The sequence below is a fragment of the Maribacter spongiicola genome (genome assembly GCF_004364165.1).
Lineage (GTDB): Bacteria > Bacteroidota > Bacteroidia > Flavobacteriales > Flavobacteriaceae > Maribacter > Maribacter spongiicola.
In genome coordinates this window covers 1,129,443-1,155,107 of record NZ_SOAY01000010.1, presented here as the reverse complement: position 1 = coordinate 1,155,107, position 25,665 = coordinate 1,129,443, and the positions used below count along the sequence as shown (strand labels likewise).

At 32.5% G+C, this 25,665-nt stretch carries 21 protein-coding genes; 2 read left to right on the top strand and 19 right to left on the bottom strand.

The window, feature by feature from the left end; all coding sequences use genetic code 11:
• Nucleotides 1-292: 292 nt before the first annotated feature.
• The 19 genes from CLV90_RS05350 to CLV90_RS05255 form a co-directional block, all read right to left on the bottom strand.
• The gene (locus CLV90_RS05350) at nucleotides 293-1,549 is read right to left on the bottom strand and encodes an alpha/beta hydrolase-fold protein (protein WP_133686457.1); all 1,257 of its coding nucleotides are present in this window, start codon (nucleotides 1,547-1,549) and stop codon (nucleotides 293-295) included.
• Between the two features lie 81 nt (nucleotides 1,550-1,630).
• On the bottom strand, nucleotides 1,631-2,542 hold the full coding sequence (locus CLV90_RS05345) for a leucine-rich repeat domain-containing protein (protein WP_208295097.1): 912 nt from the start codon (nucleotides 2,540-2,542) through the stop codon (nucleotides 1,631-1,633).
• A gap of 121 nt (nucleotides 2,543-2,663) precedes the next feature.
• A complete protein-coding gene (locus CLV90_RS05340; RefSeq protein WP_133686456.1) occupies nucleotides 2,664-3,614 on the bottom strand; it encodes an alpha/beta fold hydrolase in 951 nt (316 codons plus the stop codon).
• 1 nt (nucleotide 3,615) lies between these two features.
• Nucleotides 3,616-4,476: an alpha/beta fold hydrolase gene (locus CLV90_RS05335; protein ID WP_133686455.1), complete on the bottom strand. Its 861-nt coding sequence runs from the start codon at nucleotides 4,474-4,476 to the stop codon at nucleotides 3,616-3,618.
• A gap of 91 nt (nucleotides 4,477-4,567) precedes the next feature.
• Nucleotides 4,568-6,001, bottom strand: coding sequence for an amidohydrolase family protein (locus CLV90_RS05330; protein WP_133686454.1), 1,434 nt, complete (start codon nucleotides 5,999-6,001; stop codon nucleotides 4,568-4,570).
• Nucleotides 6,002-6,344: 343 nt separating this feature from the next.
• Nucleotides 6,345-7,250 carry a TolB family protein gene (locus CLV90_RS05320; RefSeq protein WP_133686453.1) on the bottom strand — a complete coding sequence of 302 codons (906 nt, stop codon included), beginning with the start codon at nucleotides 7,248-7,250 and terminating at the stop codon, nucleotides 6,345-6,347.
• Nucleotides 7,251-7,278: 28 nt separating this feature from the next.
• The gene (locus CLV90_RS05315; RefSeq protein ID WP_133686452.1) at nucleotides 7,279-7,848 is read right to left on the bottom strand and encodes a hypothetical protein; all 570 of its coding nucleotides are present in this window, start codon (nucleotides 7,846-7,848) and stop codon (nucleotides 7,279-7,281) included.
• A 226-nt stretch (nucleotides 7,849-8,074) separates the two neighbouring features.
• The gene (trpS, locus tag CLV90_RS05310) at nucleotides 8,075-9,136 is read right to left on the bottom strand and encodes a tryptophan--tRNA ligase (protein ID WP_133686451.1); all 1,062 of its coding nucleotides are present in this window, start codon (nucleotides 9,134-9,136) and stop codon (nucleotides 8,075-8,077) included.
• A gap of 119 nt (nucleotides 9,137-9,255) precedes the next feature.
• Nucleotides 9,256-9,942, bottom strand: a complete 687-nt coding sequence (locus CLV90_RS05305) for a DUF4386 domain-containing protein (RefSeq protein ID WP_133686450.1) — start codon at nucleotides 9,940-9,942, stop codon at nucleotides 9,256-9,258.
• Between the two features lie 238 nt (nucleotides 9,943-10,180).
• A complete protein-coding gene (locus tag CLV90_RS05300) occupies nucleotides 10,181-10,999 on the bottom strand; it encodes an alpha/beta hydrolase (protein WP_133686449.1) in 819 nt (272 codons plus the stop codon).
• 51 nt (nucleotides 11,000-11,050) lie between these two features.
• Nucleotides 11,051-11,668 carry a hypothetical protein gene (locus CLV90_RS05295; RefSeq protein ID WP_243835267.1) on the bottom strand — a complete coding sequence of 206 codons (618 nt, stop codon included), beginning with the start codon at nucleotides 11,666-11,668 and terminating at the stop codon, nucleotides 11,051-11,053.
• Between the two features lie 48 nt (nucleotides 11,669-11,716).
• A complete protein-coding gene (locus CLV90_RS05290) occupies nucleotides 11,717-11,917 on the bottom strand; it encodes a hypothetical protein (protein WP_243835266.1) in 201 nt (66 codons plus the stop codon).
• A 375-nt stretch (nucleotides 11,918-12,292) separates the two neighbouring features.
• On the bottom strand, nucleotides 12,293-14,083 hold the full coding sequence (locus CLV90_RS05285) for a helix-turn-helix domain-containing protein (protein WP_133686448.1): 1,791 nt from the start codon (nucleotides 14,081-14,083) through the stop codon (nucleotides 12,293-12,295).
• A 430-nt stretch (nucleotides 14,084-14,513) separates the two neighbouring features.
• Complete coding sequence (locus CLV90_RS05280; protein WP_208295096.1) at nucleotides 14,514-16,739, bottom strand: CocE/NonD family hydrolase; 2,226 nt, start codon at nucleotides 16,737-16,739, stop codon at nucleotides 14,514-14,516.
• Nucleotides 16,740-16,785: 46 nt separating this feature from the next.
• Nucleotides 16,786-17,394 (bottom strand): hypothetical protein, encoded by a 609-nt coding sequence (locus CLV90_RS05275; protein ID WP_133686447.1) that lies wholly within the window; start codon nucleotides 17,392-17,394, stop codon nucleotides 16,786-16,788.
• Nucleotides 17,395-17,524: 130 nt separating this feature from the next.
• Nucleotides 17,525-18,247: a LytR/AlgR family response regulator transcription factor gene (locus tag CLV90_RS05270; protein ID WP_133686446.1), complete on the bottom strand. Its 723-nt coding sequence runs from the start codon at nucleotides 18,245-18,247 to the stop codon at nucleotides 17,525-17,527.
• Entirely contained in the window at nucleotides 18,216-19,325 is a 1,110-nt protein-coding gene (locus CLV90_RS05265; protein ID WP_243835265.1) for a sensor histidine kinase, read from the bottom strand. Before CLV90_RS05265 ends, CLV90_RS05270 begins: the two co-directional genes overlap by 32 nt.
• 322 nt (nucleotides 19,326-19,647) lie before the next feature.
• Nucleotides 19,648-22,938, bottom strand: coding sequence for an ABC transporter permease/M1 family aminopeptidase (locus CLV90_RS05260; RefSeq protein WP_133686445.1), 3,291 nt, complete (start codon nucleotides 22,936-22,938; stop codon nucleotides 19,648-19,650).
• Between the two features lie 2 nt (nucleotides 22,939-22,940).
• Complete coding sequence (locus CLV90_RS05255) at nucleotides 22,941-23,828, bottom strand: ABC transporter ATP-binding protein (RefSeq protein WP_133686444.1); 888 nt, start codon at nucleotides 23,826-23,828, stop codon at nucleotides 22,941-22,943.
• A gap of 208 nt (nucleotides 23,829-24,036) precedes the next feature.
• On the opposite strand from CLV90_RS05255, the gene CLV90_RS05250 reads away from it, so the two are divergent.
• Both CLV90_RS05250 and CLV90_RS05245 read left to right on the top strand, forming a co-directional pair.
• Nucleotides 24,037-24,828 carry a sensor histidine kinase gene (locus CLV90_RS05250; RefSeq protein WP_133686443.1) on the top strand — a complete coding sequence of 264 codons (792 nt, stop codon included), beginning with the start codon at nucleotides 24,037-24,039 and terminating at the stop codon, nucleotides 24,826-24,828.
• Nucleotides 24,828-25,523, top strand: coding sequence for a LytR/AlgR family response regulator transcription factor (locus tag CLV90_RS05245; protein ID WP_341777682.1), 696 nt, complete (start codon nucleotides 24,828-24,830; stop codon nucleotides 25,521-25,523). Before CLV90_RS05250 ends, CLV90_RS05245 begins: the two co-directional genes overlap by 1 nt.
• Nucleotides 25,524-25,665 lie beyond the last annotated feature (142 nt).

The following is a 25,665-nucleotide window of genomic DNA, read 5'->3' as shown; positions in this document are numbered from 1 at the left end:
AGAATAGTAGTCATTAATGATGTTGAGTTAATCGTTAATGTTCATTATAAAAGTTCAAAGTCAGCTTATGTTTTCAATTCTGTTTATCAGTTTTTCAACATTAGTGTTTGTAGGGTCTAATTCTATAGATTTCCAATAGTTAGCTTTTAATATGTTTTATATGCAGGATAACTTTTTTTTGTATGGTTAGTTGCCTGTTTGAACATCCATTTAGTAAAAAAAACGAAAGCGATAAAATTCTTAAGCAATTTTCCAAATAAGCACTTGACAAAGCAGTATACTCTAAAGGATTTCAGCCTTTACTATTTTTTTCTTTTAGATACTTAATTCTTTGGTTATGATTTTCTTCACCGCTTATTTCAAAAGCTTTGGTAACAAAATGTAACGCGTTTTTGTAATCGCTGTTTCTTTCAAAGTAATCCGCCATCGAATCATAAACGCTGGCACTTTTTGGATAAAATTTAATAGCACATTCAAAAAACATTTTAGATTTTTCTAATTGTCCCATATCTAAACTCATATGACCAAGCACAAGTAATAAGTCTTGTGGGTAAGGTGGAACAGGATAACCAAAATAATTTTTAAGTTTTTTGGCACGTATGTTTATGACGGCAGATAATTCTTCTTTTGAAGTGTCTAGAGAATTGAATTTATCAGTATGTTCCATCTGGTACCATTCAAAATCAAATATTAAACCATGCATTATAGAAGGAAATGCAATTGTTCCGTGTACATCATCAGGATAAAACCTCCATTTAAAGGTCAGCTCATTATTTTTGTTTTGTTTAACCATATTTGAAAAATTAATATTTGACCTTGCAAATAGTGTAAAATCTGATGTGTCTTTCATTACATTCTCTAAAGTAACTTCTGGGTTTTGCATATGCAATTGTTTGGCTAAAGACATTAAGAGAGATTTTCCTTTATAATTCTGATTTTTGAGTTTTTCTTTTGCCTGGTTTAGTAATTTTTGGTGATCCCAATCGAGACTTGGGTCAATGGCTAAATAATTTGAAAATAAATACGGATGATTAATCAGTGTATACATCGTGAATAAACCTCCATACGAATGCCCAATTAAAGTTCTGAAGCTAGTAACAGGATATTTATTTTCTACAAATGGAATTAGTTCTGTTTCAATGAATTCACTAAAATTAGCTGCTTTTCCATTTTCTTGTTCAAAAGGCATTCCATACATTTCCGTTACATTTGAAATTGTTAAATCACGCATCCTATTATTATTGTTTGAAATACCAACAATAATCATTTCAGGCATAAAACCGCCACTGTAAAAACTGTGAACACCATAAACAGCAGGTAAGAGCACTTCTCCATCCAATACATATAGTACAGGATATTTCTGGCTTGAAGTTGGATTGTAATTCGCAGGAAATTGCACATATATTTTCCTGTGTTCATTTAAACTTTTGGAATATATGCTATCTAAAATACCGATTTTTTGTAAAAATTGATTTTCTTGATTAGTTTGACTGATGGCAAACATTTGGAAAAAAAGTACTATTAGTAATAATATATATGTTCTATTCATGATATTTATATCTTATTGCGGGTAGTAAATACCTAATATTCAATTTAGCGAGCCTTTTTGGTAATTATCTGCAATGGCTTTTTAATTGCAATCATCATTTAGCTCTTGATGATCTGATTTAGAAATCTGTGGAATATTTTGTCCATCAAGAACTTTAATACATGACAGATTTGGATTTCTATCTACTTTCAAATCAATAAGGTTTTGATTAAAACTTACGTTTAACCTATCCAAGGAATTACTGGTGATATAAAGATGCGTTAGATTATGATTTTCTAAGAGATTTATAGTTTGCAGCTCGTTATCAGAAATCAGTAATGTTTCTAACTTTTTATTTGAAAACACCTCTAAACCTTGCAATCTATTTGATGTTAAAAGTAGGTTTTTTAGATTTGGAGCTGAACTTATGTCGAGTGAATACAAATCATTATTACTCATATGTAAAACCTGTAACGACTCACTAGAAATACTAAAAGTTTCAAAATAATTCCAAGACAAATCCAAGTCCCTTAATTTACCCAATTCTGATAATCCAACTACTGAATTCATTTCATTAGCAGTCAAATCAAGTAAAACTAATTTACTGTTGTTGCTAATATCAATACTTAACAATTTATTCCCCGCAAGACTTAAGGTATCCAAATTTAAATTATCACTTAAATCAATTTGTGCTATATTATGCTGGATGGCAATTAATTTCGTTAAACTAATGAAGCCTTCTATTCCCGTTAAGTCAGTAATAGCTCCATATTCTAGATTACTTAAGTCAAGGGTAGTTATTTCTTCAGCATCACTGCTTAGCATTTGCTGATTTATAATACCATCAGAATCTACACCTGTTTTTATAAGTATCGCTTCAAAACTTGAATCGGGTATGTTTAAATAAGCAAGATTTAAAGCCTCAATATTATCATCATTTGAGCATGAGACTGAGACACCCATCAAAAATAATATGCAGAAATAGGTTAGTGAAATTTGTTTTGAATTTTTCATCTTATTGGCTTATTTCTCGATTATTTAAATTTTCAATTATTTTTAATGCTACATATTTGTATAGTCTCTAACAAATTCTGCTCCTTCTCTATAAAATACCTTTCTTGTTTCCATTTCTTTTTTAACCATTAAATTTTGCCAACCATTTTAAAATCGATTCATTTGTTTCATGTGGTAACTCTTGTTGAATGTGATGGCCACACTCTAGACAAATCACATCCAGATTCGGAACAAAATCCTGTAGCCTTTCAAATTTTGGAATCATATCTAGATTACCATAGATCATAAGTGTAGGCTGTTTGATGATTGGGTCTATATCTGCTAATAAGTGCCAGTTTCGGTCAAGGTTTCTATACCAATTAATAGCACCATTAAACCCAGAATTTCTAAAGGCACTTACAAATACAGACAAATCAACGTCGTTCATAATAGGCTCACCAAAAGGCTTTTCCGCTTTTGCAAGATTCATCATTAACATTCCTGGTTCTGGTGGTGCAAGAGGCAAATTCTTACGAAATAAATTACGAAGAAAGTTTTCTGCATGATTCTCTAACACAGCATCTGCTACTCCTGGTTTTTTATTAAAATGAACAAAATAGAAATCTTCACCAAAAATCTCTTCCATAAACTGAATCCATGGTTTTTCACCTCGTTCTTGATAAGGTAATGCAAGATTTAGTATTTTATTGACACGCTCTGGATGCAATAGTGCAAGGTTCCATACTACATTTGCGCCCCAATCATGCCCCACAAAAACAGCATCTCTGTAGTTGTAATAATCAAGTAAGGCCACTAAATCATCTGTTAAATGGGTTATATCATATGCCGTTACTTCTTTAGGGCACGATGAATTGCCATATCCTCTTTGATTTGGAACAATGACATGATAACCAGCTTTAGCAAGCGCTGGTATTTGATAACGCCAAGAAAAGGCATGTTCGGGAAAGCCATGACAAAATACAATTGGATTGCCAATATTTTCTTTACCTGCTTCAAATACTTCTAACTCAATTCCATTTATTGAAATTATATTGGATTTGGGAAATTTTAAAGATTTAATTTCTTGTATCATTTCAGTACCTGATTTTATCCATAATTAAATCTTCTATTTTTTTAAAATCCTTTGAATTTGGTACGTGTTTAGCATCTTCAATCAAAACAACTTCTTCTAAAGAAGAAAATATTCGTTTTGCTCTTTTAATCATTTTTTTTCCGGGAAACATGATATCCTTTTCACAGGCAAAAATGGAAATCGGTGTTTTTATTCTATTTGCATCATTTTTAGATAGTATTGGTAAAGGAGAAAAATCCATATCGCAATGTTGAAACGTAGTAGACATAAACTCAAATGCAAAATCATCGTATTCAGAAAAAAGTACGTTCATTACCTTTTTAATGTGCTTTTGATTGTTAGTTCTTATAAACTTTTTTAATGGTAGGAACATTTTAAACAAACCTACAAGAGGATTGCCATTTACCATATAGACTGGAGCGATTAAGCAAACCCGTCTAATTGGTGTCTCGTTAAACTCCAGTGCTTTTAAGCTAATGAAACCACCAAAAGAAAAACCTACTAGGGTCACGTCTTTCAGTCTTAGTTTTATGATTACTTCAATAAGCCATTTTCCATAATCTAAAGATTTCATGTCCAACCTATTCTCTGCACTTTTATTGGGCTGCGCTAAGACATCAATGGCATAGACACAATATTTTGAAGCTAGATTGGGGAAAGAATCTAAAATTTGTGGAGCACAACCTCCTGTGCCATGAATCAGTACTAAAGGAGGATTTTTAGTATTGCCAGTAGTAATAACATGAGTGACTCCAAACTTTGTTTCTACAGCTTTTTCTGAATATTCAATATTCAGCTCATCTAACTTTTGATTGTAAAGGGTTATGATTTTTTCTTTACCTTCTTTAGTTTTGAAAAACATATTTATTCTTTATTTGATTGATGATTGTAATAGTTTTTTTGATTAAATGATATATGACTATTTCTGATTTTAATACTTTATAGCCTATATTTTATTTTTCAATAATTAAGTTTTCCAAATACCTAAGAGCCGTAGCTATTAAATTCTTTCGGTTTTTTGCCTTTTCATTAAAAGAATCCAAAGTCTCTCTATTTAATTTTCTTCCCTTCACAAAAACATAGGTTGGATTACGAAGTGTCGATAACTCAACAAGAGGATTTTCATCCACTAATAATAAGTTGGCAATCTTGCCTTCTTCAATAGTTCCAAGTTGATTCATCATTGAATGTGTTTGGGAAGCATTTACAGTAGCCGTTTTCAAAACTTCGTAATTAGAAAGTCCAGCTTCTTTGTAAAAATTCAGTTCTTGATGGATTGAAAAACCGGGAAGGGTAACTCCAATACCGCCATCAGTTCCACAAATTATAGTAACACCCGCTTCATGTAGCTTTTTAACGATGGTCATATGAAAATCGTGCTGTTTTTTTATCCTATCAACGGTCGTAGGATCTTCTTTTTTTGCATTAAACCAACGTTCAAACTGTTCTTTGCTATCCGTTTTTTTAATGAGTGGATTCATGTATTTTAATGATTCTGATTCTAAAATGTAATCATCCATCATCATTTGATAAATATTATTAAATACCGTAATTGTAGGACTATAATTTGTGTGTTTGGATTGCGAAATTGAATCTATTATGGGTTGCAGTTTAATAGTATCTAAATCAAACTGTAAGGGTTGCTGTACAATTTCTTCAGCATGTTCAATAGTTTTGATTTGAAAATTCAAATGATATGAAAAAGATACTTTTTGAGAAGGGTGAGCAACAATGTCAATTTCAGAAATCTTAGCTTGTTCAATCACAGCATCAAAAATCTCTTTATCCAATCCATAATATGTTTTGATGAAATCGTAACCTCTGTCTTTATATGAAATCACCTTGTCTTTAGCTTCACTCGGATTACTTAGATTTAAATTGTCATCACCAATGAATTCTGAGCCTGTTAATTTTGGTCCTGTCGTAAAAAACGATGGTGAAAAAATATTTTCTTCCATTACATCTTCTTTAATTCTTAAATGCATTGGCATACCCCAAAGATTTCTAACTGCCGTTACACCATTGGATAGGTAAAGTCCGAGTTCATATCTATCCCACACATGTACGTGCATATCGATAAGTCCTGGTGTTAGATACTTATCTTCTCCGTCAAAAATTTGAATTCCATTGACCTCAATAGTATCAGCAATCTTATTAATAATCCCCTCTTTTATATACACCATTTTATTAACTAAAACAGTGTCTTGGTTCATTGGGATAACATTGACATTCTTTATGAGATAAGAATTATTAGATATTGATTCATTCTTATTAATATCGAGATAATTTGTTCCTGATGAATCAATCCAAAGTGTAATGATTCCTATGAGCACAAGCAAGCCGATGAGAGCGAAGACAATTTTTAAAATTCGTTTTATTATTTTCATTTGTATAAATTTAAACAACTGATGGTATCAGTTAAAAATAATTAGTAGCTGCTCGTTTAAAAAACATTTGCTGTTCGTTTTTTTATTATGATTTATAAATTGAGATTTCATTCATTCTCCGAATAAGAACATCACTTGTAGTTACTGAAGTAGCACAGGTTTTTATAAGTACTTCACTATCTTTTGGTATTGGTTTTTTTACATTACTTAGCACCAGGTTTTCTACCCCCCATATTTTAGACATTCTATTGCTTTCATAATTGTTTTTGTTAACAGCAAAGTTGGTTAAAATGTGGGGTACAAAAGTTCGTATTTTGAAATTGGAACAAACCTTTACTTTTCATTATTCCTTTTTAAGAGCAAAGATGATTTTTGCGTCTACCCAAAAAATATCTACATTTTCAAAATCTTCTGACCCTACATTTCTGCTAAAGAAAAGGTATTTACCGTCTGGTGTTATACTAGCAGAAGCTTCCCAAGCGTTAGTGTTTATTTTGTCGCCTAAATTAATTGCATTACCCCAAGTACCATCTTTATGTTTAAAACTGATATAAATATCAGATTCTCCAAAACCATCGTCCCTTTTAGCATCAAATAATAAATACGATTCATCTGGTGCTATAAAAGGATGGCTCAAAAAGGTTCCTGTATTTATTGCTTTGGGTAAGGCTTTTGGCTCTTCATATTTACCATTAATTAAACGCGAATAACGAATTGGAAATGTTGAATCGTTTTCTTTATAAGTGTCAAAATAATACGTACCATTTGAAGACGATGAAAGGCGCATAATATACATAGAATCATTACTTACAGTAGGAGGTTTTAGTTTTTGTAATTCTGACCATCCAGATTCCGTTTTTTCTAGATAACGGTCACCTAAATGCATGGTTTTACCGTCTGGAGATATTACAGGTCGTCCTATCCATGGAGATGCTATTTCAGATTTTTCCCATTTCCCATTTGTTTCGTTGTATTTGTATTCGTAAAAAGCTGATTTTTTATGTTCTTCGCCTCTTCTAATAAAATAAAACGCTTTCATATCTGGGGTGAATGCACTATTGACTTCATACAAATCTGTAGATACCAGACCTGGGGCAAATGGTATAGGCTTTAATCCTGGTGGTTTTTGTCCCAGATATGGGTTTTTAATGGTTGGTATATTATTATCTTTAGTTTTTTGTTTTTTTGCATCACAAGATTGCAAAGAAAGTATTCCAGCGATAAGTAGTGTTATGAAGGTCTTTTCCATTTTGATATTCAAATTATTATTGTTTTTGCTAAAACCTATATCCTATACGCAAGTGCATATTTAATTCCATTTCACTTTTGTTGTTCAAATAACCAGCACGTTTAGCAAATGTGTAACTAAATCCTGCACCAAGACCTGCTTCATAATTAAAGTGTTTGCCTATGTTTCTTCTAATTCCCCAGGTGGGTATAATAGAAAAATCACTTACAATAGGAGCATCGTCAGTATTGAATAAGACAAACCAATCTGGATGATAACCCATTTTTAAAGCAATAAAGTTGCCACTATTCCCATCAATTCTTTTTGAGTTTTTTGAACGTTTTTCGAGGTTATAATAAAATCTTGGCTCCACAACTATTACAGGTGTTAGTAGAAATGGAGAATCATAATCATCATAATACGTAGATTCCCAAATACCAAAATCAAAACCAATCTCTGTTCTCAGTGCTAGGGTATTTGATAGTTTTGCTTCATTATATGCCCAGATTCCTAGAACTCCAGTTTGTAATCCGAACGTTGATTTTTCTACACTTGTGTTTTGAGCTTTGGCGATTAATGTTAGTCCGCACAAAGTCAAGGTAATTAAAGTTTTTTTCATGATGATGTTTTTTGATTAATGATGATTATTGATTGATTGATATTTGTATGAAGTTTACCTTCTTGAAAAAGTAGAATTAAATAATGGTTTTAGTTATTTTGTTTTTTTGAAATGCTTCCGTTCGCTTTATTTGTTCTTCGAGATTCCATTCAAAATCAAATCTATTCTTTCAAAATAAAAAGATTGAATCAAGTCCGATTTCAGTTCTTTACTGGATGTAGTGCTATTATATTTTCATATTCATTGCCTCAGTGACTTCACTCAACGTTCCAATAGCTGTTTCTCTCGCTTTACTTATACCTTTAAGCAAAATATCCCTGACATAATCTTTATTTTTTTCAAGCTCTATTCTTTTTTTTCTAATAGGCTCAAAATATGTGTTTATGGCTTCTTCCGTTAGCTGTTTAAGTTTTCCTGAACCTTGGTCGCCAATTTTATCAGCAATATCTGTTGGACTTTTATCTGAACATAAGGAAGCTAACTTAAGTAAGTTGGAAACCTCTGGTCTGTTTTCGGGGTCGTAAGATATGTAACGACTTGAATCAGTTTTGGCAGATTTTATTAGTTTTGCTGTTTCGTCAGCTGTTGACTTTATCATAATTGAATTGTTGCGACTTTTACTCATTTTTTGAATACCGTCTAACCCAAGAATAGTAGGGGTATCAGTAAAAAATGCAACTGGTTCTGTAAAAATATTTTTATTGAATTTGGTATTAAAGCGCTTTGCAATTTTCCGAGTTAATTCTATATGAGGTAATTGATCTTTTCCAACAGGAACCACATTACTTTTACAAAACAAAATGTCAGCAGCTTGATGAACTGGATAGATATACATTCCTGCATTAATATTACTCAGTCCTGAAGCAGTAATTTCTTCTTTAACAGTTGGATTTTTGTTTAATTCTGAACTGGAAACTAATGTCAGAAATGGAATAGTTAGTTGATTTAATTCAGGAATATGACTATGTGGAAAAATATGAGTTTTATAATTTTCAGGGTCTAATCCACAGGCTAAATAGTCCAAAGTTAGTTCATAGGTGAATTTTGAAATTTCATTAAAAACATTTCTATCTGTCAACACTTGATAATCAGCAATTAAAATATTAGTCTCAATTCCCAAGCTTTGTAATTTTAATCGGTTTATAATAGAGCCAAAATAGTGTCCAAGATGCAAATTACCTGTAGGTCTATCTCCCGTTAATACGCGGTACTTTTGAGGATTCTTATACAAATCATTTTCTAATAATTTACTTTGCTCTTTTGCTTTTTCAAAACTTTTATTAATCATTTTTTGTTTAATTTTATGAAGTAAGTTCAATTTTTCACATTACACACACCGGTTTGCTATGCGTAGTGTCCAGAAGGGCGTTGCGTATAAGTTTTGTTGTGTGCCGGTTTAATTAACTTTCATTCGTCCATAGGTCTTATGCCAAAAATTAGTAAATAACCTATCATCCAAAATTCTCCAATGGTTGCGGGTAGAGTTAGAAAATTATTGTAGTTAAAATCAATTCCTGCGTAGTGGATAACGGTGCTAATTAGATAGCCAACACCACCTAAAACAATAATTCTTCCTAACCAGACAGGCATTCTTTTTGATTTGATGACTATGTATCCCATAGGAAATAGCCAAAGCCCAAAGAATAGACCACCTATACCCCAAGCATTTGAAATTATATTTTGAAAAACCTGAATTAGTAGAACTTTGTCTTCCATAGCACTTATTTCAGAATTTGCAATACCTATTGCTGAGGCGATTGAAATTGCACTTATCATAATGGCTAAAGCATTTACCATTCCCCATATACCTAGAGTCCAAGCTTCCCATTCATAATTATCTTTAAATAACTTGAAAAACCAAATTGCGGTAAGAGCCTGAGAAATTACTATGCCAAATTCTAATAGCAACCTAATTCTTGCTGTAGATTCTAATTCTACTAAATTTGTTAGCGTTTGTTCAGGATTACCAGACACAAATATTTGAGAATGAAAGACCATAAACCCTAGAATTCCTGTAATAGCCATCATTAAATACCATAAGCCAGTTATTCTAGCGGTCTTAATTAAATTTTTCTGTTCTGTATTTGCAATCATAGATTATTTATTTTTATTATTTTATACTAATTCTGACTCTGTAAAAGGGTAATTGTTACAATTTTGCCCTAATGGCACACAACGTGTTTGTATATGGTTTGTTGCGTGTTTTAAGCAACTAATTACCGACCAAGAAAGTCCGCAAAGACTTTCGCAAGTAGGCAAAAAGCCAGCAATAAATTATTTACGGTGTTACCAAACGTATTTGTTGATATTACCAGCTTCGAAATCATTCCTCTTAATTAATATATTTTAACCCTTCGTATAAAGCTACTAATGGTACAGAGCGATGGTTTTCTTTTTCAAAATATTCTATTTCGATATTTAGAGGTTTATCCGATTTCTTTGTTATTAAAGTATAAAGAGAGTCGTGTCTTTGTTTATTCCTTTCGTAATTAGCCTCTCCTTGATTGGCAGTAGCGATATAAAGTTTTTTATCTAATGATATTGAGGAAATAGAATCAACTTTGTTTTTCATCATCTCCTCATTCCACCAAATACTTGGGTCTATAGAAATGTAAGCATTGAATACGCTATTTTCATCCATATAGGAATTTAGTGTAAGTAGTCCTCCTAAAGAGTGCCCAACAAGAGTTCTAAACGATTCTGTCTTATACTTTTTATCAATATAAGGTACTAGTTCTTTCTCAATGAAATTCAAAAAAATCCTTCCACCTCCCATATTATTCGGTCGTTTGGTCTTAATTTTTGTAAATGTAAAATCTCGTTCTCGGTCAACATTCTCTATGGCTATGATAATACTTTCAGGCATTAAATTGTTTCGATTCCTATTAGAACCCATAAAATGTACAATTCCAGATGCTGTTTTAAAATGAGTATATCCATCCAATAATATGATAACTGGATATTTTTTATCAACTTCAGATGAATTATTGTATGAATCAGGAAGACTTATTAAACAGGTTCTTTCTTCATCTAAAATAATAGATTTAAAAACGAACTTACTTCCTACTATAATATCTGTTTCATTCTGTCCAAATGTGGTTTGTACTCCTGAAAGAAGAATATATAAAATTACAAATGTCAAATTTTTCATAGTTTGCTTTATATGTTTGGTAACAATAGAATATATGCCATTGATAAATTTTTATAACCAACTAAACCCTAATCCTACATTAAAAATTACTGCGTCCCTATGCGAATCACCATCTAAATTTGCACGACCAAGCACTACTTTAGATTGCACATTAAGTGCGAAGTTTTTCTTTTTGTAAATTTCGTAACCTGTACTTGCCATTACAGCGCAACCAAAATTCCAATCGTCATTTACATTGTCTTTAATATCATATAGTGCCGGCGAATCTATTGCTAAACCAATTCCGCCATGAATCCACCAGTTGTCTTTTACCCAATATTGTAGCGATGGAATAAAGCCTCCAAAGTTCCTGTCATTATCTTGAAATTCGTATATGTTTCCTGGCATAGCGGCAGTAACAGCAAGATTTTCATTCAACATATAGCCCAACTTTAGATCTGGAAAAACAAACGTTCCTTGAGATGTGTCGAACGTTTGAATACCTTCACTATCTTCTAAACTGATTAGACCTCCACCTACTGAAAATTCAATAATAAAGCCATCTCGCTGTGTTGTTTTTTTAGAATCTGCGTTTTGTGCATATGTTATACTTGATACTAATGCAAAGGCTACACAAGCCACTTTTAATCCGATTTGTTTTTTGATTGTTTTCATTTTAATTGATTTCATGATTGTTCGTTTTTTGATTTTTGTTTCTGATGTTACAAGCATTAATAGCTAATGCTTAAAAAAAAGTGGAATGTGTAATGAGTGATTTTTATTTTTTATGAATTTTTTGGCACCATATTCTAATGCTGAACCTAAAGCAATCCCTAAAACAAACCACAATTGAATATTTGAGGTCAAATAGCCAACTATAGCGCCTAGTATAATCCCTATTCCTAATTTTACGCCCTTTCCACTTTTTTCAATTTTCATTTTTGCTATAATTATTAGATTTTTGATAAAATTAAATAGACTTCGCAACTAAAAAGTTCTACTTTAAAAACCAGAACCAAATCTTTTAATCGGCAATCAGCATTCTAATTAATTAATTGATTTTGAATTTTTAGAATAACTGTTCCTATTTGATGGTACAAAGATGCCATGAACCTTGAAGCAACAGTAAACAGTTATGAAGCAAGAGTTATTAAGTTTAGCGCAAGACTATAAACTATGAAGCAAAACTATAGATTATGACGAATTTTGAAATATTGCCTAAGTATAAATCAAGTAATCTCTTACTGTTACTAATTTGATGAAGTAAAACTAATTGTAGGTTATAAAAGGAAGGTTCTATTTTTTTAATCAGAACTAACTATTACTCTTAAGATAAGTATTTGGTGTAATCCCTTCTATTTTTTTAAAAAAGGTATTGAACACTGTTTTAGAGTTAAAACCACTATCATACGCTACAGCCATTAAGGTTAAACCTTTGTTTTCCTCTAGAAGAACCCGCTCTTTAAATTCGCTAATTCTATAGGTATTAACATATTCCGAGAAGTTTTTTTGAAACCCCAAGTTTAATAATTGGGATACATAGTTCGCAGGAAGTTCCAAGTAAGAAGCTAAATCTTTTAAGGATAGGTCTGGATTTAAATACAGTTTGTAGTCTATCATTATTTGCTCTAGTTCTTTGCTATACTTTTTAATTTCGTTGGAATCTAGTAAAGCCTGTTTATACTTCTTTTTCTGTTTATAATTTAAATTATCTGGAATGGCTTTTAGCATGATGTCTTTAAACCTTTTGTGATTTTTTACAGGTTTAAGAATTGGGGATGGATTTAATAATAAAATTACTGGCAAACGATTATTGTATGCTTGAGTTATTAAATCAATTACCTTTTCGTTATTATCCAACAAGGCATTTACCAATATCAAAAACGTAAATGCCTTATCTACAAGATCAGTATTTGAATACGTCTCTAATTCTTTTAATCCTTCATTACACTTTTCCGTTTCATTGAGCATTGCATAGCACATGGTTTCACCTCCTAATTTGGTGAGGTCTTTCACAGAAACGCCTTCAAGTGAACCGAAATATGTCAAAGCTTCATTTGGTTTGCCTGACATTAATAAACAAATTCCTATATAGATTGGTGGAAAGGGTAACTTTGGGTCCAAATCTAATGCCTTTTTCAGATAAGGTATCGCAGTTTTATAATCTTCTTTCAAGTAGTACAAAAACCCCTTGTAATGATGATTTATAGCGGCATAAGGATCTAACTGTAAGGCTTTGTCAAGATAATTACTTGCCGCATCTAATTTTCCTTCCACGGTCAAAAAATTAGAAATGGTTAAATAAATATCGTCTGTTTGTTGCATCTCCAAAGCCTTATTGGCATGTTCGTAAGCTTTCTTAAGATTCCAGTTTTGCCAGCATTCTATCCAAGCCAAATTCAATTGTGACCTTGATGAGTTTGGATCTAGCTCTAATGCCTTTAACAAATAAGGCTGGGCCTTCTCGTATGCTTCCAATGCAGGTAAAAGCCCCATAGTCCCCATATTAACATAGGCTAGATTAATATCTAAATAGGGATTTGAAAAATTGGGCGACTTATGAATTACTTCTTTTAAGATATTGACACCCTTTATAGAGTTTTTATAATCTAGTCTCATCATGTAGTACCTTCCTTTCAAATATTCTCTATAAATAGCTACAGGTACATCAATAGCTTCTACTAGCTTATCTTCGATTTCCAGATGCCCTATGTGTTCGCGTAATTTCTCTGCGATAAACAGACTGATTTCATCTTGAATTTCAAAAATATTTTCAGGATTTCTATCAAAAGTTTCTGACCAGAAATGAAAGTCGTCCAAAGCATCAATCATTTGCACAGTAATGCGCATTTTATTTTTGGATGTCCTTACACTGCCTTCTATAAATGTAGCCACCTTTAGTTTTTCCCTTATTTCTTTAGAGGTTACTTTTTTGTTTTTAAAATAGAAGGAAGAAGTACGAGAGGTCACTAATAATACCTTTATAGATGCTAAGGCGTTAATTATTTCTTCGGTTAAGCCATCGCAGAAATATACATTGTTAATATCATTACTCAAATTAACAAATGGCAAGACAGCTATTGATTTCTTATCGATTACACGCATTATTCAAAGCTAAATTTACAAAAACCATATAGTTTATTTAACGATATATGGGAGAACCTTGCAAATATTTCTAAAGCTTGAAATGCCATAGAAACAAGTAATCAATTTGGATTACATATTAACTTCTATGCATATGAATGATACTCATTTTTAAAATAAATTTTTCAAGGCCTTAAACCTAGATATCGAAAAACAGGAAGTAAAGGTCATGGACTTCACTCTATTCCATAACCATTTGTGAGATGATACCAAATCCATTAAATTATTCTTTGGGGCTCCTTTTCTCATATATCTTTACTATGGAACTCACCACATCGTTAATTTTGCTTCGATCAATAAGTGCAACCCTGCAGCCCCTCCACGGAAAAAAACAGCCAAAAGGAGAATCGAACAGGCTTTTTTTGCCAATAAAATACTAATAAGAATTTGATTATTCCTTCTGGGAGTACCAAACCGGTAAGGAAATACTGCTATTACCTGAAAATATAATTTTTAACGGGACTTCCGCATCTTTAATATTTTCTTCATTCACTTCCTTCCCCGTTCCATAATTAAGTTGTGCATTATTGTTTTTATTTACATTGACCACTGCTACCATCCTACTTCCTTTTTGTAGTTTTTTACTGATTAGTTTAGAATTGTTGAAGGACACTTGTACCTTTTTATTGGGAGTTAGCAATTGTCTGTGCTCCCTACCATGAGCATAACTCGCTCTACCAATATAATAGCTTAAATGAAAATAATTTCCTTCTGGCGTTAACTGATATAGGATAACGGAATAATCAACATCTTTTTTATTTATAGTAAATTCTAGATTCCCGAGAAAGGATCCATTTATAATCACATCCTCCTCTAAGGATTCCGATTTAAAAAGCAATCCATCCTTTAAATTGATGCTTTCCTTTTCTAAAGGCCAAGGATAATAACCTGTGTTGGTCATGCTTTCTCTATCTTTAAAATCAACGGTTAAGCTAATTTTGGAAGCATTCGATTTAGATTTAAGCGCATAAAAATCATCCGTTTTAGCATCACTTAAGTGAAAAGTCAAGGTATCATTGGTCATGGCACTTAAACTCGGTTTGTGCATCCATGTATTGGTTCCCATTACCTGAAAATTCACTTTATCCTTTAGAATATTTGGTTTTTCTTTACCTTTTAAGATGTAATCGAACCATTGATAAACCAAGTCATATCTAATGTCAATTAAGGCGGTTTTATCTAATTTATAATTCCTTAAGAACTCCTGAGGTTGGGTTTGTGCCGTCCAATGATCGTAAGGTCCTACCAATACATAGTGATTTGGATTTTTTACATACTTAGTATGCTGGTCATAATAATATAGGGCTCCTATTTGAGAATCGTCATAATAGCCTGTTATGGTCAATATTGGAATGTCAATTTTCGAAAATTCCTGTTTAAAAGGAATCATTTTCTTCCAGTAATCATCATAACTAGGATGCTGCATATAGGTATTCCATAATCTATTGACTTGACCATCCAAGCTATCCAATCTATTAAAGGCAACTCCAGAGGTATACCACCTATTTTTTAAGGTATCCCATCGATTATAATCTTGCGAGACTTTAAAATCCAAAAACTTAGTATTGGTCACATAAAAATTCCAAGAGTAGGAATAATTATGCAGAACATTATTTTCCATAGGATAATCAATTCCTGGTGCTATGGCTACCATGGGAACAATGGTTTTTAAAGCTGGATGCACTTTATGTTTCATGGATGCCCATTGGGTAAATCCGTTATAACTACCACCGTACATTCCTACTTTTTGATTGGACCACGGCTGCTTGCTAATCCAATCAATCACTTCATAGACATCTGTGTGTTCATGTTCTAGAGGCTTTACCGGTCCTTTGCTTAATCGTTTTCCCCTTGTATTGGTGATTACTCCAACATAGCCTTTTGAGGCGGATAACATTGCCCCAGTCTCGTTGGTACCTGCGTAAATTGAAGCAATTAAGATGGTCGGTTTCTTCGCTTTAACAGTTTCTTTTCTTTCAACCACTACTACGGAAACCTCTGCCCCATCTTTCATGGGCACTATTATATTGTCATTTATACGATATCTGCGTTTATGGTCTTGTTTAATGGCTTCAAAAAACAGATTTCTGGTGGATTCATAAACCGTTTTTAAGAAATATTTGTGGATTAAATTTTGTGCAGTTTCATTTGAAATGGTTTCAGCAGTCATACCCTCATAAGTACGTTCGAAATCAGAAATAAAATAGTCCGTACCATCTCTGGCGATTAATGTGTCATCTAAATTAAGTACCTGAAAATCATCGGCCTTTGTCACATAGGATTTATATAATTCTTTAAAGGCCACTTGAAAGTTAGGTGCGAGTTTTGCTTTGGCATACTGGTGATATAGATCTAAATAGATCTGTTCCGTTTTTGGCTTGTCCTTAATTTCTTTTTCGATAGTTGCTATGGCATCGTCATATTTTTCACTTAGGATCTGAACCTTGATCAAGTCTAATCCTGATAACTTTTTTAAAGGATAGGATGCAGCTAAGACTTGCATATGATTGGCAAGCACCCTAGCATTGGACAATGGTACTTTTTTAAAGTCAAATTCTTGTCCAAAAGAAGTAAGATGAATAAGAGTCAGAAATAATATCAGCAATGTACTTTTCATGGTTTCCTTTTTAAAAGTGCAATTGGAAAATGCTCAATTTTCATTTTTAATTTGAATACTGTTTTAACTCCTCTTCGTATAAAAAGTCATCTTGAGTTTGAGTAAGCTTTATAAAATTTTTTACAGCTGGAGCATACAACCAAACTTCATCCGTTTTGGCATTATAGCCTCTGGAATTTGTAATTACACCTTTATATTGTATCGTATAAGCCATGAACGTTCCTGCTTCTACCGTTTCTTCCTTAAACGACAATACCTCTACATCTTGACTTTGCTTTCCTGTAGTACCATCTTGACTGGTCCAATTTTTTTCATATTTCCACTTTTTACCCACTTCCAAAGGCCAATCATATTTTGGCGTTTCGCTTTCTTCCGGTTTTACGATATCTGTTACCGGAATCGTATCATTACCCATTGTCATCCCTAAAACACCATCCGCAATAACTACTTCTCGTGTATCTTCCCCCTCTGAGCGTACCTCGCCTTCGGTGGTTACCCCTTTATACTTCCAGATCCATTTTTCTCCAACGGCGTAATCGGATAAAGTTGGTTGTGCAGCGATTTTTAAAGTGTCATTGGTACAGGAATAGAGCCCCGTAATAATCAATACAATTAGAATTACAGGTAGGTGATAATTATTTTTTAAGTTACACATCGTTCTATTTTTTTTAATTAAAATTTTAATTCTGAAGCAAAGAAATGATGAATATATATATGTGTAAAGGGAAAGTACAGGAACGTAAATAAAAGATAATAAGCGTAAATTAAATTTACAAACCAATCAATTATAAGCTGTTCCAGTTTTTAAACTTAACAGACTGTCGGCTTGAAACTTCAATCTTTTCACCAGAAATCAAGATGATGTGTAGCTTATTATTAAAATGCGGGTGAATTTCTTTAATAAAATGTGTGTTTATAATTTGACTCCTATTGGCCCTAAAAAACACGGTGGTATCTAACTTTTTTTCCAGTAGATTCAACGAACGTTTAATCATAGCTTTTTTATCGCCAAAATATAGGCGTGCATAATTCTCCATCGATTCAATATAATAGATATCGGAAATTGGAATAAAGTAACAAGATTCGCCGTCTTTAATAAAAATCTTTTTATGCATGGGCAAAACATCTTGTGGCACCTTTGCCTTCTCTACCAACTCCTGCTTTACTTTTTCTATGGTTTTTGCAAAACGTTCTTCCCGTAAGGGTTTAACCAAATAGTCCAATGCATTCAACTCAAAAGCTTTTACAGCGTATTGGTCATAGGCAGTTGTAAAAACAACTTCTGGAACTGTGGTTAATTCTTCTAATAAATCAAATCCTGACTTTTCAGGCATGTGTATGTCCAAAAACAATAGATCTGGATCTTCATTCGCTATTAATTTTATGGCGGCATCCACATTGTTTGCCTCTCCTACCACGATAAATTCTGGATATTTCTTTAAAGCACGTTTTACCTCTTCTCGCGCTAAACGTTCATCATCGATAATAACCGCTTTGTATGTTTTCATCTGTTTTATAGGGTACTAGTATAGTCGCTTGCACTATGTTATTATCTATTTCTTCTAAATTAAAAGAAGCCTCTTTGTTATATTGAAGCTCCAAGCGCTTCTTTAAGTTCATTAAACCTAAACCTCTTGCAGATTTAGTATCAGTTAATTTTCCTGGATTTTGAACTTTAATATAGACTTGATCTCCGTTCTTACCAATTTTCAAAGTTATTAGCCCACCTTCAATAATTTTGTCAATTCCGTGTTTAATTGCATTTTCTACCAACAATTGGATACTCAAAGTGGGAATTTTAAAATTGGTTAATTTTTTATCAATGGTGATATCAATGGTCAATCGTTCTTCAAAACGAAGTTTTTCCAGCTCTATATAATCTTTTACTAAAGCCAATTCGTTTTTTATTGAAATTAGGTCTTTATCTTTTTCATATAAAGAGGAACGTAATAAGTCGGACAATAGGTCTATCCCACGTCTGGCTACATTAGGGTTCTCAACGATTAAGGACTTTATGGAATTCAAGGAATTAAATAAAAAATGTGGGTTTAGTTGAGCCGCTAAATTGTCTAATTGTGCTTGTTTCGCCACTAAGGAAAGTTGAGCATATTCTCTTGCAGTTACAACTTCTTTTTGATAATAATGATACAGGTGATACGCTAAAATCCAGATAGACATTAACCGTAAACCGGTAAGCAATATGGGGTCCCAATAAAGAAGCGATGCCCATATATCCTTATCCTGTTCTGCGATCAAGGTCCAGTAACCATACCACTTCATATTGTTTAAAAGCACATATAAAACAGCCAATAAAAGTATACTGGGAATTACACGAACAAGCAACCTTTTAATGGGTAATTGACTCCAATTTGCCTTTAAAGCATATGTTCTGTACATATGGGTCAGGAAAATTCCGATGCCTACATCCAAAACATAATTACTGAAAGTGTAAAACACCCCATAGTTATCCCTGGTATATACCGTGTATGCCCAATAAACAGAAACCGTACACCATCCTAATAATTGGCACTTCCAATAAAGGGCCTTTGTAGTATTACTTTTAAGTGTTTTTGTACTGATATTCATTCATATACAAAGAAACAAATTGATTTTAAATACGGAAAGGAAAAATACATAGACGCAAGATTAAAGGTTTAAACGTAATTCAAATAAAAATTTCATTCTATGCCCATGAGCCGACCCTCCACCGATAGCAATCAGGATTGGGCGTTATAACTAGTGTTTACCCAGGTCATTTCTATTTTTATAAATCGGACCTCTTGACCGCCTACGTCGTTTTAGTCATTGCCAGTTATTTGTAAGTTCGGTATTCCTTTTGATAAACTATAATTTTACAAGATGTTCAATCTTGATTCCTAAGCCTGGAAAAGTGCCATAAGGTAAGAAATTACAATTCTACCGGTTTAACACTTTCAAATAGTTCAAGGATTATATGCTGAAGCGAATCAGGCGTAACCGCTCTAAAATAGCTTAACAAGTCTTGACTGGTAGCATAGCGATTGGTATTCATTTTTAGTTTACCGTTGGTGGTATTCCAATCTTCCAAAAAGCGTCTTAAAGCTTTATTGACCTGCTCCTCGCCTATAACCTTTTGAAATTGATACATGTTGAGGGCACCTTTGGCATAATAAATATAGTCTTGATTATCTACTAATGCTAGAGTTGGTTCTGCTCCAGACTCTCTGAGTTTGCCTTCTTCGTATTTCTCTAATTGCAACTCTAAAAATTGCTGAACCTTTTCTTTTGGATAGTGCGCTTTTAAAACCATCATGGCTGCATATTGAGAAAGCGTTTCCAAAATAAAGTATTGCCCTTTTACATTTGCGGCTTCTACTTGCATAGCAAACCATTGGTGGGCAATTTCGTGTGCAGTTACATAAAATGCCATATCTACATCCGTTTCATCATCAATATCTAAAACAAAACCTATAGATTCTGAGAATGGAACAGTGCCCGGAAATGATTGTGCAAATTGCGCATAACGCGGAAATTCCATGATACGTAACTGTTCATATTGATACGGGCTGAAACTCGTACTATAGTAATCTAATGAGGCTTTCATAGCCATCATCATTCTATCTATGTTATACTCATGACTATTATGATAGTAAATTTCTAGATCTACTTGTTTTGAAATTGAATTAGATTTTGAAATCCATTTACCTCTTTTTATATCATATTTTGCTGAAACAATTGAGTAAAAATCAATCATTGGAATTTCCATTTTATAATGAAAATAATTGCGATTATTTTCTGTCCACTCCCTCAATAAATTACCAGGAACTAATGCTGTTTGGTCAATGTCTGTTCCTATGACCATTTCAAAATGAATACCGTCAGAATCACTACCTGACCTTGCGTTAACTAATTCTTTCACGTCATTTCTATTTGCTCTATTTGTTCTTTCAGATAAATTATATTCCGAACGTTCATCCCTATCACTTAGCTCATATTTTCTGTTGTAACCTAATGTTGGAAAGTCTTTATTGTTAAAGAATGTCCCATTTTCAACAATATTGGCATTTGAATTACCTGCTTCAAATCCATTCGTAGTAAATGATTGCTTAAAGTTCATTTTAATTGAATCTCCAGGATTCAAAGGGCTATGCAACTGATAGATGGTATAATCGTAGGAAGCGTATGTATTATTTTCTATTGCGCCTCCATCAAAAGTGACAGCATCTAATGTGATATTCTCTTCGATTAGTTTTTGAATATGAATCTCATTAATGGGTTGCGCGTTGGTGTTTTTTAATATATAATACCCTTCCGCAGTATAATCTCTTGATGAAGGATACAATTCCACTTTTAAATTCACATCTACTATTTTGGGCTGTGGTATATATTCAAACTGTTTGAGTTCCTTTTCATAAGCTACTCTAAATTCAGTTGCTTTAGTATTGGTCCAATAAGTATTTAAAATATTCGTATTGTAAAAGATTAAACTTCCCATGAGTATAAATACTAGAAAGACCATAGAACCAACTTTAAAAAGCGGCTTGCTAAATCTGTTTTTGCTAACTCTTATGCGTTGCATTAAATTGGTTTCAGTACCTCTTACATTTACTAAAGACCCAATAATTAGTAATAGAATTCCGAAGAGAAACCAATATAATTTAATTAACAAATAGGGTTTTAAAAAATGACCATAACCATTCATATCAGAATACGTTCCTAAAGCACTTCCTCCGAAAAAATATAAATCGTGATCAAACCCGAATAAACCTAAAGCAACATTGGCTATAAAAAATATAATTACCAACATTATGCCTACAAATTTATGGTTTACCACAGATTGAATAAAAAATGCAATGCATGTATACAGTGCTAAAAACGGTAAAATCTCTAAGAAGAAACCATAAAAATAGACTTGGAATTCATATTTGTAATACCCACTTAATGTTTGAAATAGAATTCCTGAACCAATTAGTGCGAGCATTAATACTACATACACTAAGTTTAATCCAATGTATTTACCAATTAGTTTGATAAAACTAGATATTGGTGTTGCGTCATAGATCAAATCTAATTTAGCACCTCGCTCTTTCCATACCAATTCACTTGAATAAAACACTAAAATTATTATGAAGAAATAAATAGATGTTTCTTTGAGTTCTTCAACAATAAAATAGGTTGCTGGATAGCTATCAACACCATATACAGTTCCAAGATTTACGGAATTAATGAGAATGATAATCATCCCACAAATAACAATGCCCCAAAATGATGCTTGCTTGCAAATACTGATAAAGTAAAACCAAGAAAATTGTTTTAATTGATTCCATTTTGAAAGTAATCCATATTGCTTTGTAGCTTCAGGAATTTCTATACCACTAACAACACTAGTGCTTTTACCAACTAATTTTTCAACTTGCTTTCTCTTTGATTGCTTTTCTTTAACAACATTAAAATTGAATTTTTTATAACCATAGATTAGCGCCAGTATTCCTAGAGACATCCAAAATAGTTTGTTATATAGCAATGCTCCAATAAAAGGAAGTTCTTGTGTGCTTTTTTCTAAAGCTGACCAAAACTTTGTCGCAAAAGTGGTTGTTGTTAGCGAAAATGGATCTAGAATGGCTTGCCAAAATTCATTAGTGATAGCTTTGGTTAGCATAAAAACCACAAATAAAATAATACCTTGTGTATAGACTACCACCAGGTTTCTGCTTAAAGCACCTGTAACAAAAAATAACGAAGCTCCAAAAAACAACGTTGGTAACGTTACCATTAAAAATGTCTTTATATAAACAATGGCATTAAACCCTAATAGATCTTCTGGATTATGCCATGGCATAAATTCGCTTAGCATCATGCCAAATAAAATACCTGCAAATACAAATAGTAAAACTGCAAACGATCCTAAAAATCGACCTAGTAAATAATCTTTTTTGTTGATTGGTGCAGAAAATAGCAAAGATTCTATATTATATTCAAAATCCCTTAGTACAGAGACGCCCATTATCATCGAGGCTAAAATCATAAATATACCGGTAATGGCTCCCATTGTTTTTGCAATCACTATGGGTGAGTTTTTTTTCATAAGACCCATTTCTGAACCTTGAAAAATAAAGTCAACACCAATAATTGAAAATAGAAATAGAAAAAGGAAGAACACATAAGTATCTGGTCGTTTAATTCGGTATTGTATTTCGAACTTAAAAATAGTATACCACATAACTAATTAGATTTAAGGTTAGTAGTATTGAATATTTCCGAAAAATAGACGTCCTCTAATTCGGCATTAATAAGCGAAAAACCGTCTCCTGGATTCATATCACTTACGATATGAATGGTTGGTTTTCCAAGAAATAATCGTTCACTGATGACCTGATAATTTTCTTTATATAGGTTCAATTCTGATTTCTCGATTGTTTTTTTATAGACTTTATCCTTTAGGCCTTCTAGTATTTGCAACGGCTGCCCTTTTAAGCATACTTGTCCTTGATTAATAATGGCCATATTTGTGCAGAGCTCTTTGACATCGTCAACAATGTGTGTGGATAAAATAACCACGGTATGTTCCCCAAGCTCGCTTAGAACGTTGTAAAACCGATTGCGTTCTACGGGATCCAATCCTGCAGTGGGTTCATCTACAATAAGTAACTTCGGATTGTTAAGTAAGGCTTGTGCAATACCAAAACGTTGCTTCATCCCGCCTGAAAATCCTTTAAGGTTTTGTTGTCGTACGTCATATAAATTGGTTTTATACAATAGCGTTTTCACTAATTCTTTGCGTTCATTTTTATTAGTGATGCCTTTAAGCACTGCAAAATGATTGAGTAATACCTCGGCCGATATTTTTGGGTACAAGCCAAATTGTTGCGGCAAATAACCTAATACCTGCCGCAATTCATTTTTTTGTTTCAATACATCGATGTCTCCAAGAACAATGGAACCAGCATCGGCTTCTTGCAGTGTTGCAATAGTTCGCATTAACGTAGACTTGCCAGCACCATTTGGGCCTAATAGACCAAACATGCCTGTTGGTATAACTAGTGAAATGTTTTGTAAAGCTTTAATCCCGTTTGAATACGTTTTTGATAGATTGTCAATTCTAAGTTCCATATTGTTCGTTTTTCGATTGATTGAGGCAAACTTATAGTGGGCCTTAATTGTAAAAAACAAAAAGTGACACATCGGATGTTAGGCGTGATACAACACCTTAAGAAGGGTACAAACGTACTTTATCCCAACTAAGTATGTGTTTATCCCTGTGTATCTATTGTTTGTCAACTAATTTGTAGGAGGAATTTTATTTAATTAATCTTGACCTATGAAGTTGAAAATTTCAGATAGAAAAAAGAAAGTTATAAACAGAGTTTATAAGATATCCCTTGTAATTATAGGTATAGTCATTGTAATCTTTAATGACACTTTTGGTAAATTAGAAGGGTTTGCTGAGTTTGTTGTATTGTACTTTATTCTCTTAATCATTACAATTGCCCACTGGGTTTTTAAACAGATCAAATCAATTATTAGATTAAAGAATGAAAAAGAAAAAACAGAACTACTGCATTTAAAAAGTCAGGTAAACCCACATTTCTTCTTCAATACACTCAACAATTTGTATGGATTAATGGAAAAAGATTCTAAGGAAAGGGAAATGGTACTTAAACTTTCTGATATGATGCGATATAGTATTTATGAGGGCCAAAAAGATTGGGTTAGCCTCAAACAAGAATTAGATTATTTAAAAAACTATATTGAACTTCAAGGAATACGCTATCATAAAAAGTCTGATGTTCAATTTAATTCTGAAATTGAGAATCCGCAAGCTAAAATTATGCCTTTACTATTTATTATTCTAGTAGAGAATGCTTTTAAGCATGGCTTGGAAAATTTAGAAAAAGACGCGTATATCCATATTAACTTAACCGAAAAGGGTAATAACGTAAATTTCATAATTGAAAATAATTTTGAATTACAACAAACACCCAATACAGAAGGTATTGGTTTAAAAAACTTAAAGAGAAGATTAGAGCTAGTTTACTCCGATAAGCATGCTCTTTCTTTTGACGTAACCGCCAATAGTTATAAAGTTAAACTATCTCTAATATTAAAATAATGAGATATCTAATCATAGATGATGAACATATAGCCCACAAGATTATCATGGAATATTGTGAAATGCTTCCGCATATGAATTTGCAGAAAAACTGTTATAGCGCTTTGGAAGCGCTTGAGTATTTAAATACACATCAAGTTGACTTAATCCTTTTAGATATAAATATGCCCAAATTAAAAGGATTTGAATTTTTAAGAACCTTATCATCACCTCCTAAAGTTATTGTCACGACCGCCTATAGTGAATTCGCAATTGAAGGCTACGAATTAAACGTTGTAGATTACCTGTTAAAACCTTTTAGTTTAGAACGTTTTTTGAGTGCTATTAATAAAGTAACGTCTTCGACCATTAGTACAATGAGTATGGGAAGGCAGCAGAATATAAAGCCTGAAGGAAAGCATATTTTTTTAAAGCAAAATAATAGTCATGTTCAGGTAGCTATAGATTCCATACTATTTATTGAAGCTTCTGGCAATTATACCAAAGTTGTTACTACTGATGGCATCATCAGCATTCGAGAAAAAATATCGGATACGATACAATTATTTTCAGACAATGATTTTCTTCAAGTTCATAAGTCTTTTGCAGTTGCAAAAAAGCATATACGTAGTGTAGAAGGCAACAGAATTTACATTGGAGATCATATTGTGCCTATTGGTAAATTGTATAAATTAAATATCAACAAACTATTATAGGTTAATTGTATTAAATGAATTCTAATTTGTTTTAGGTCTAAGCGTTTCAATAATCTGAGCATCAAACCAAAAGATATTTGCATAACTTTCGTCTAAAGTATCACCCAATTTTATTATGGCTGCTTTTGGAAGCGAAATGTCT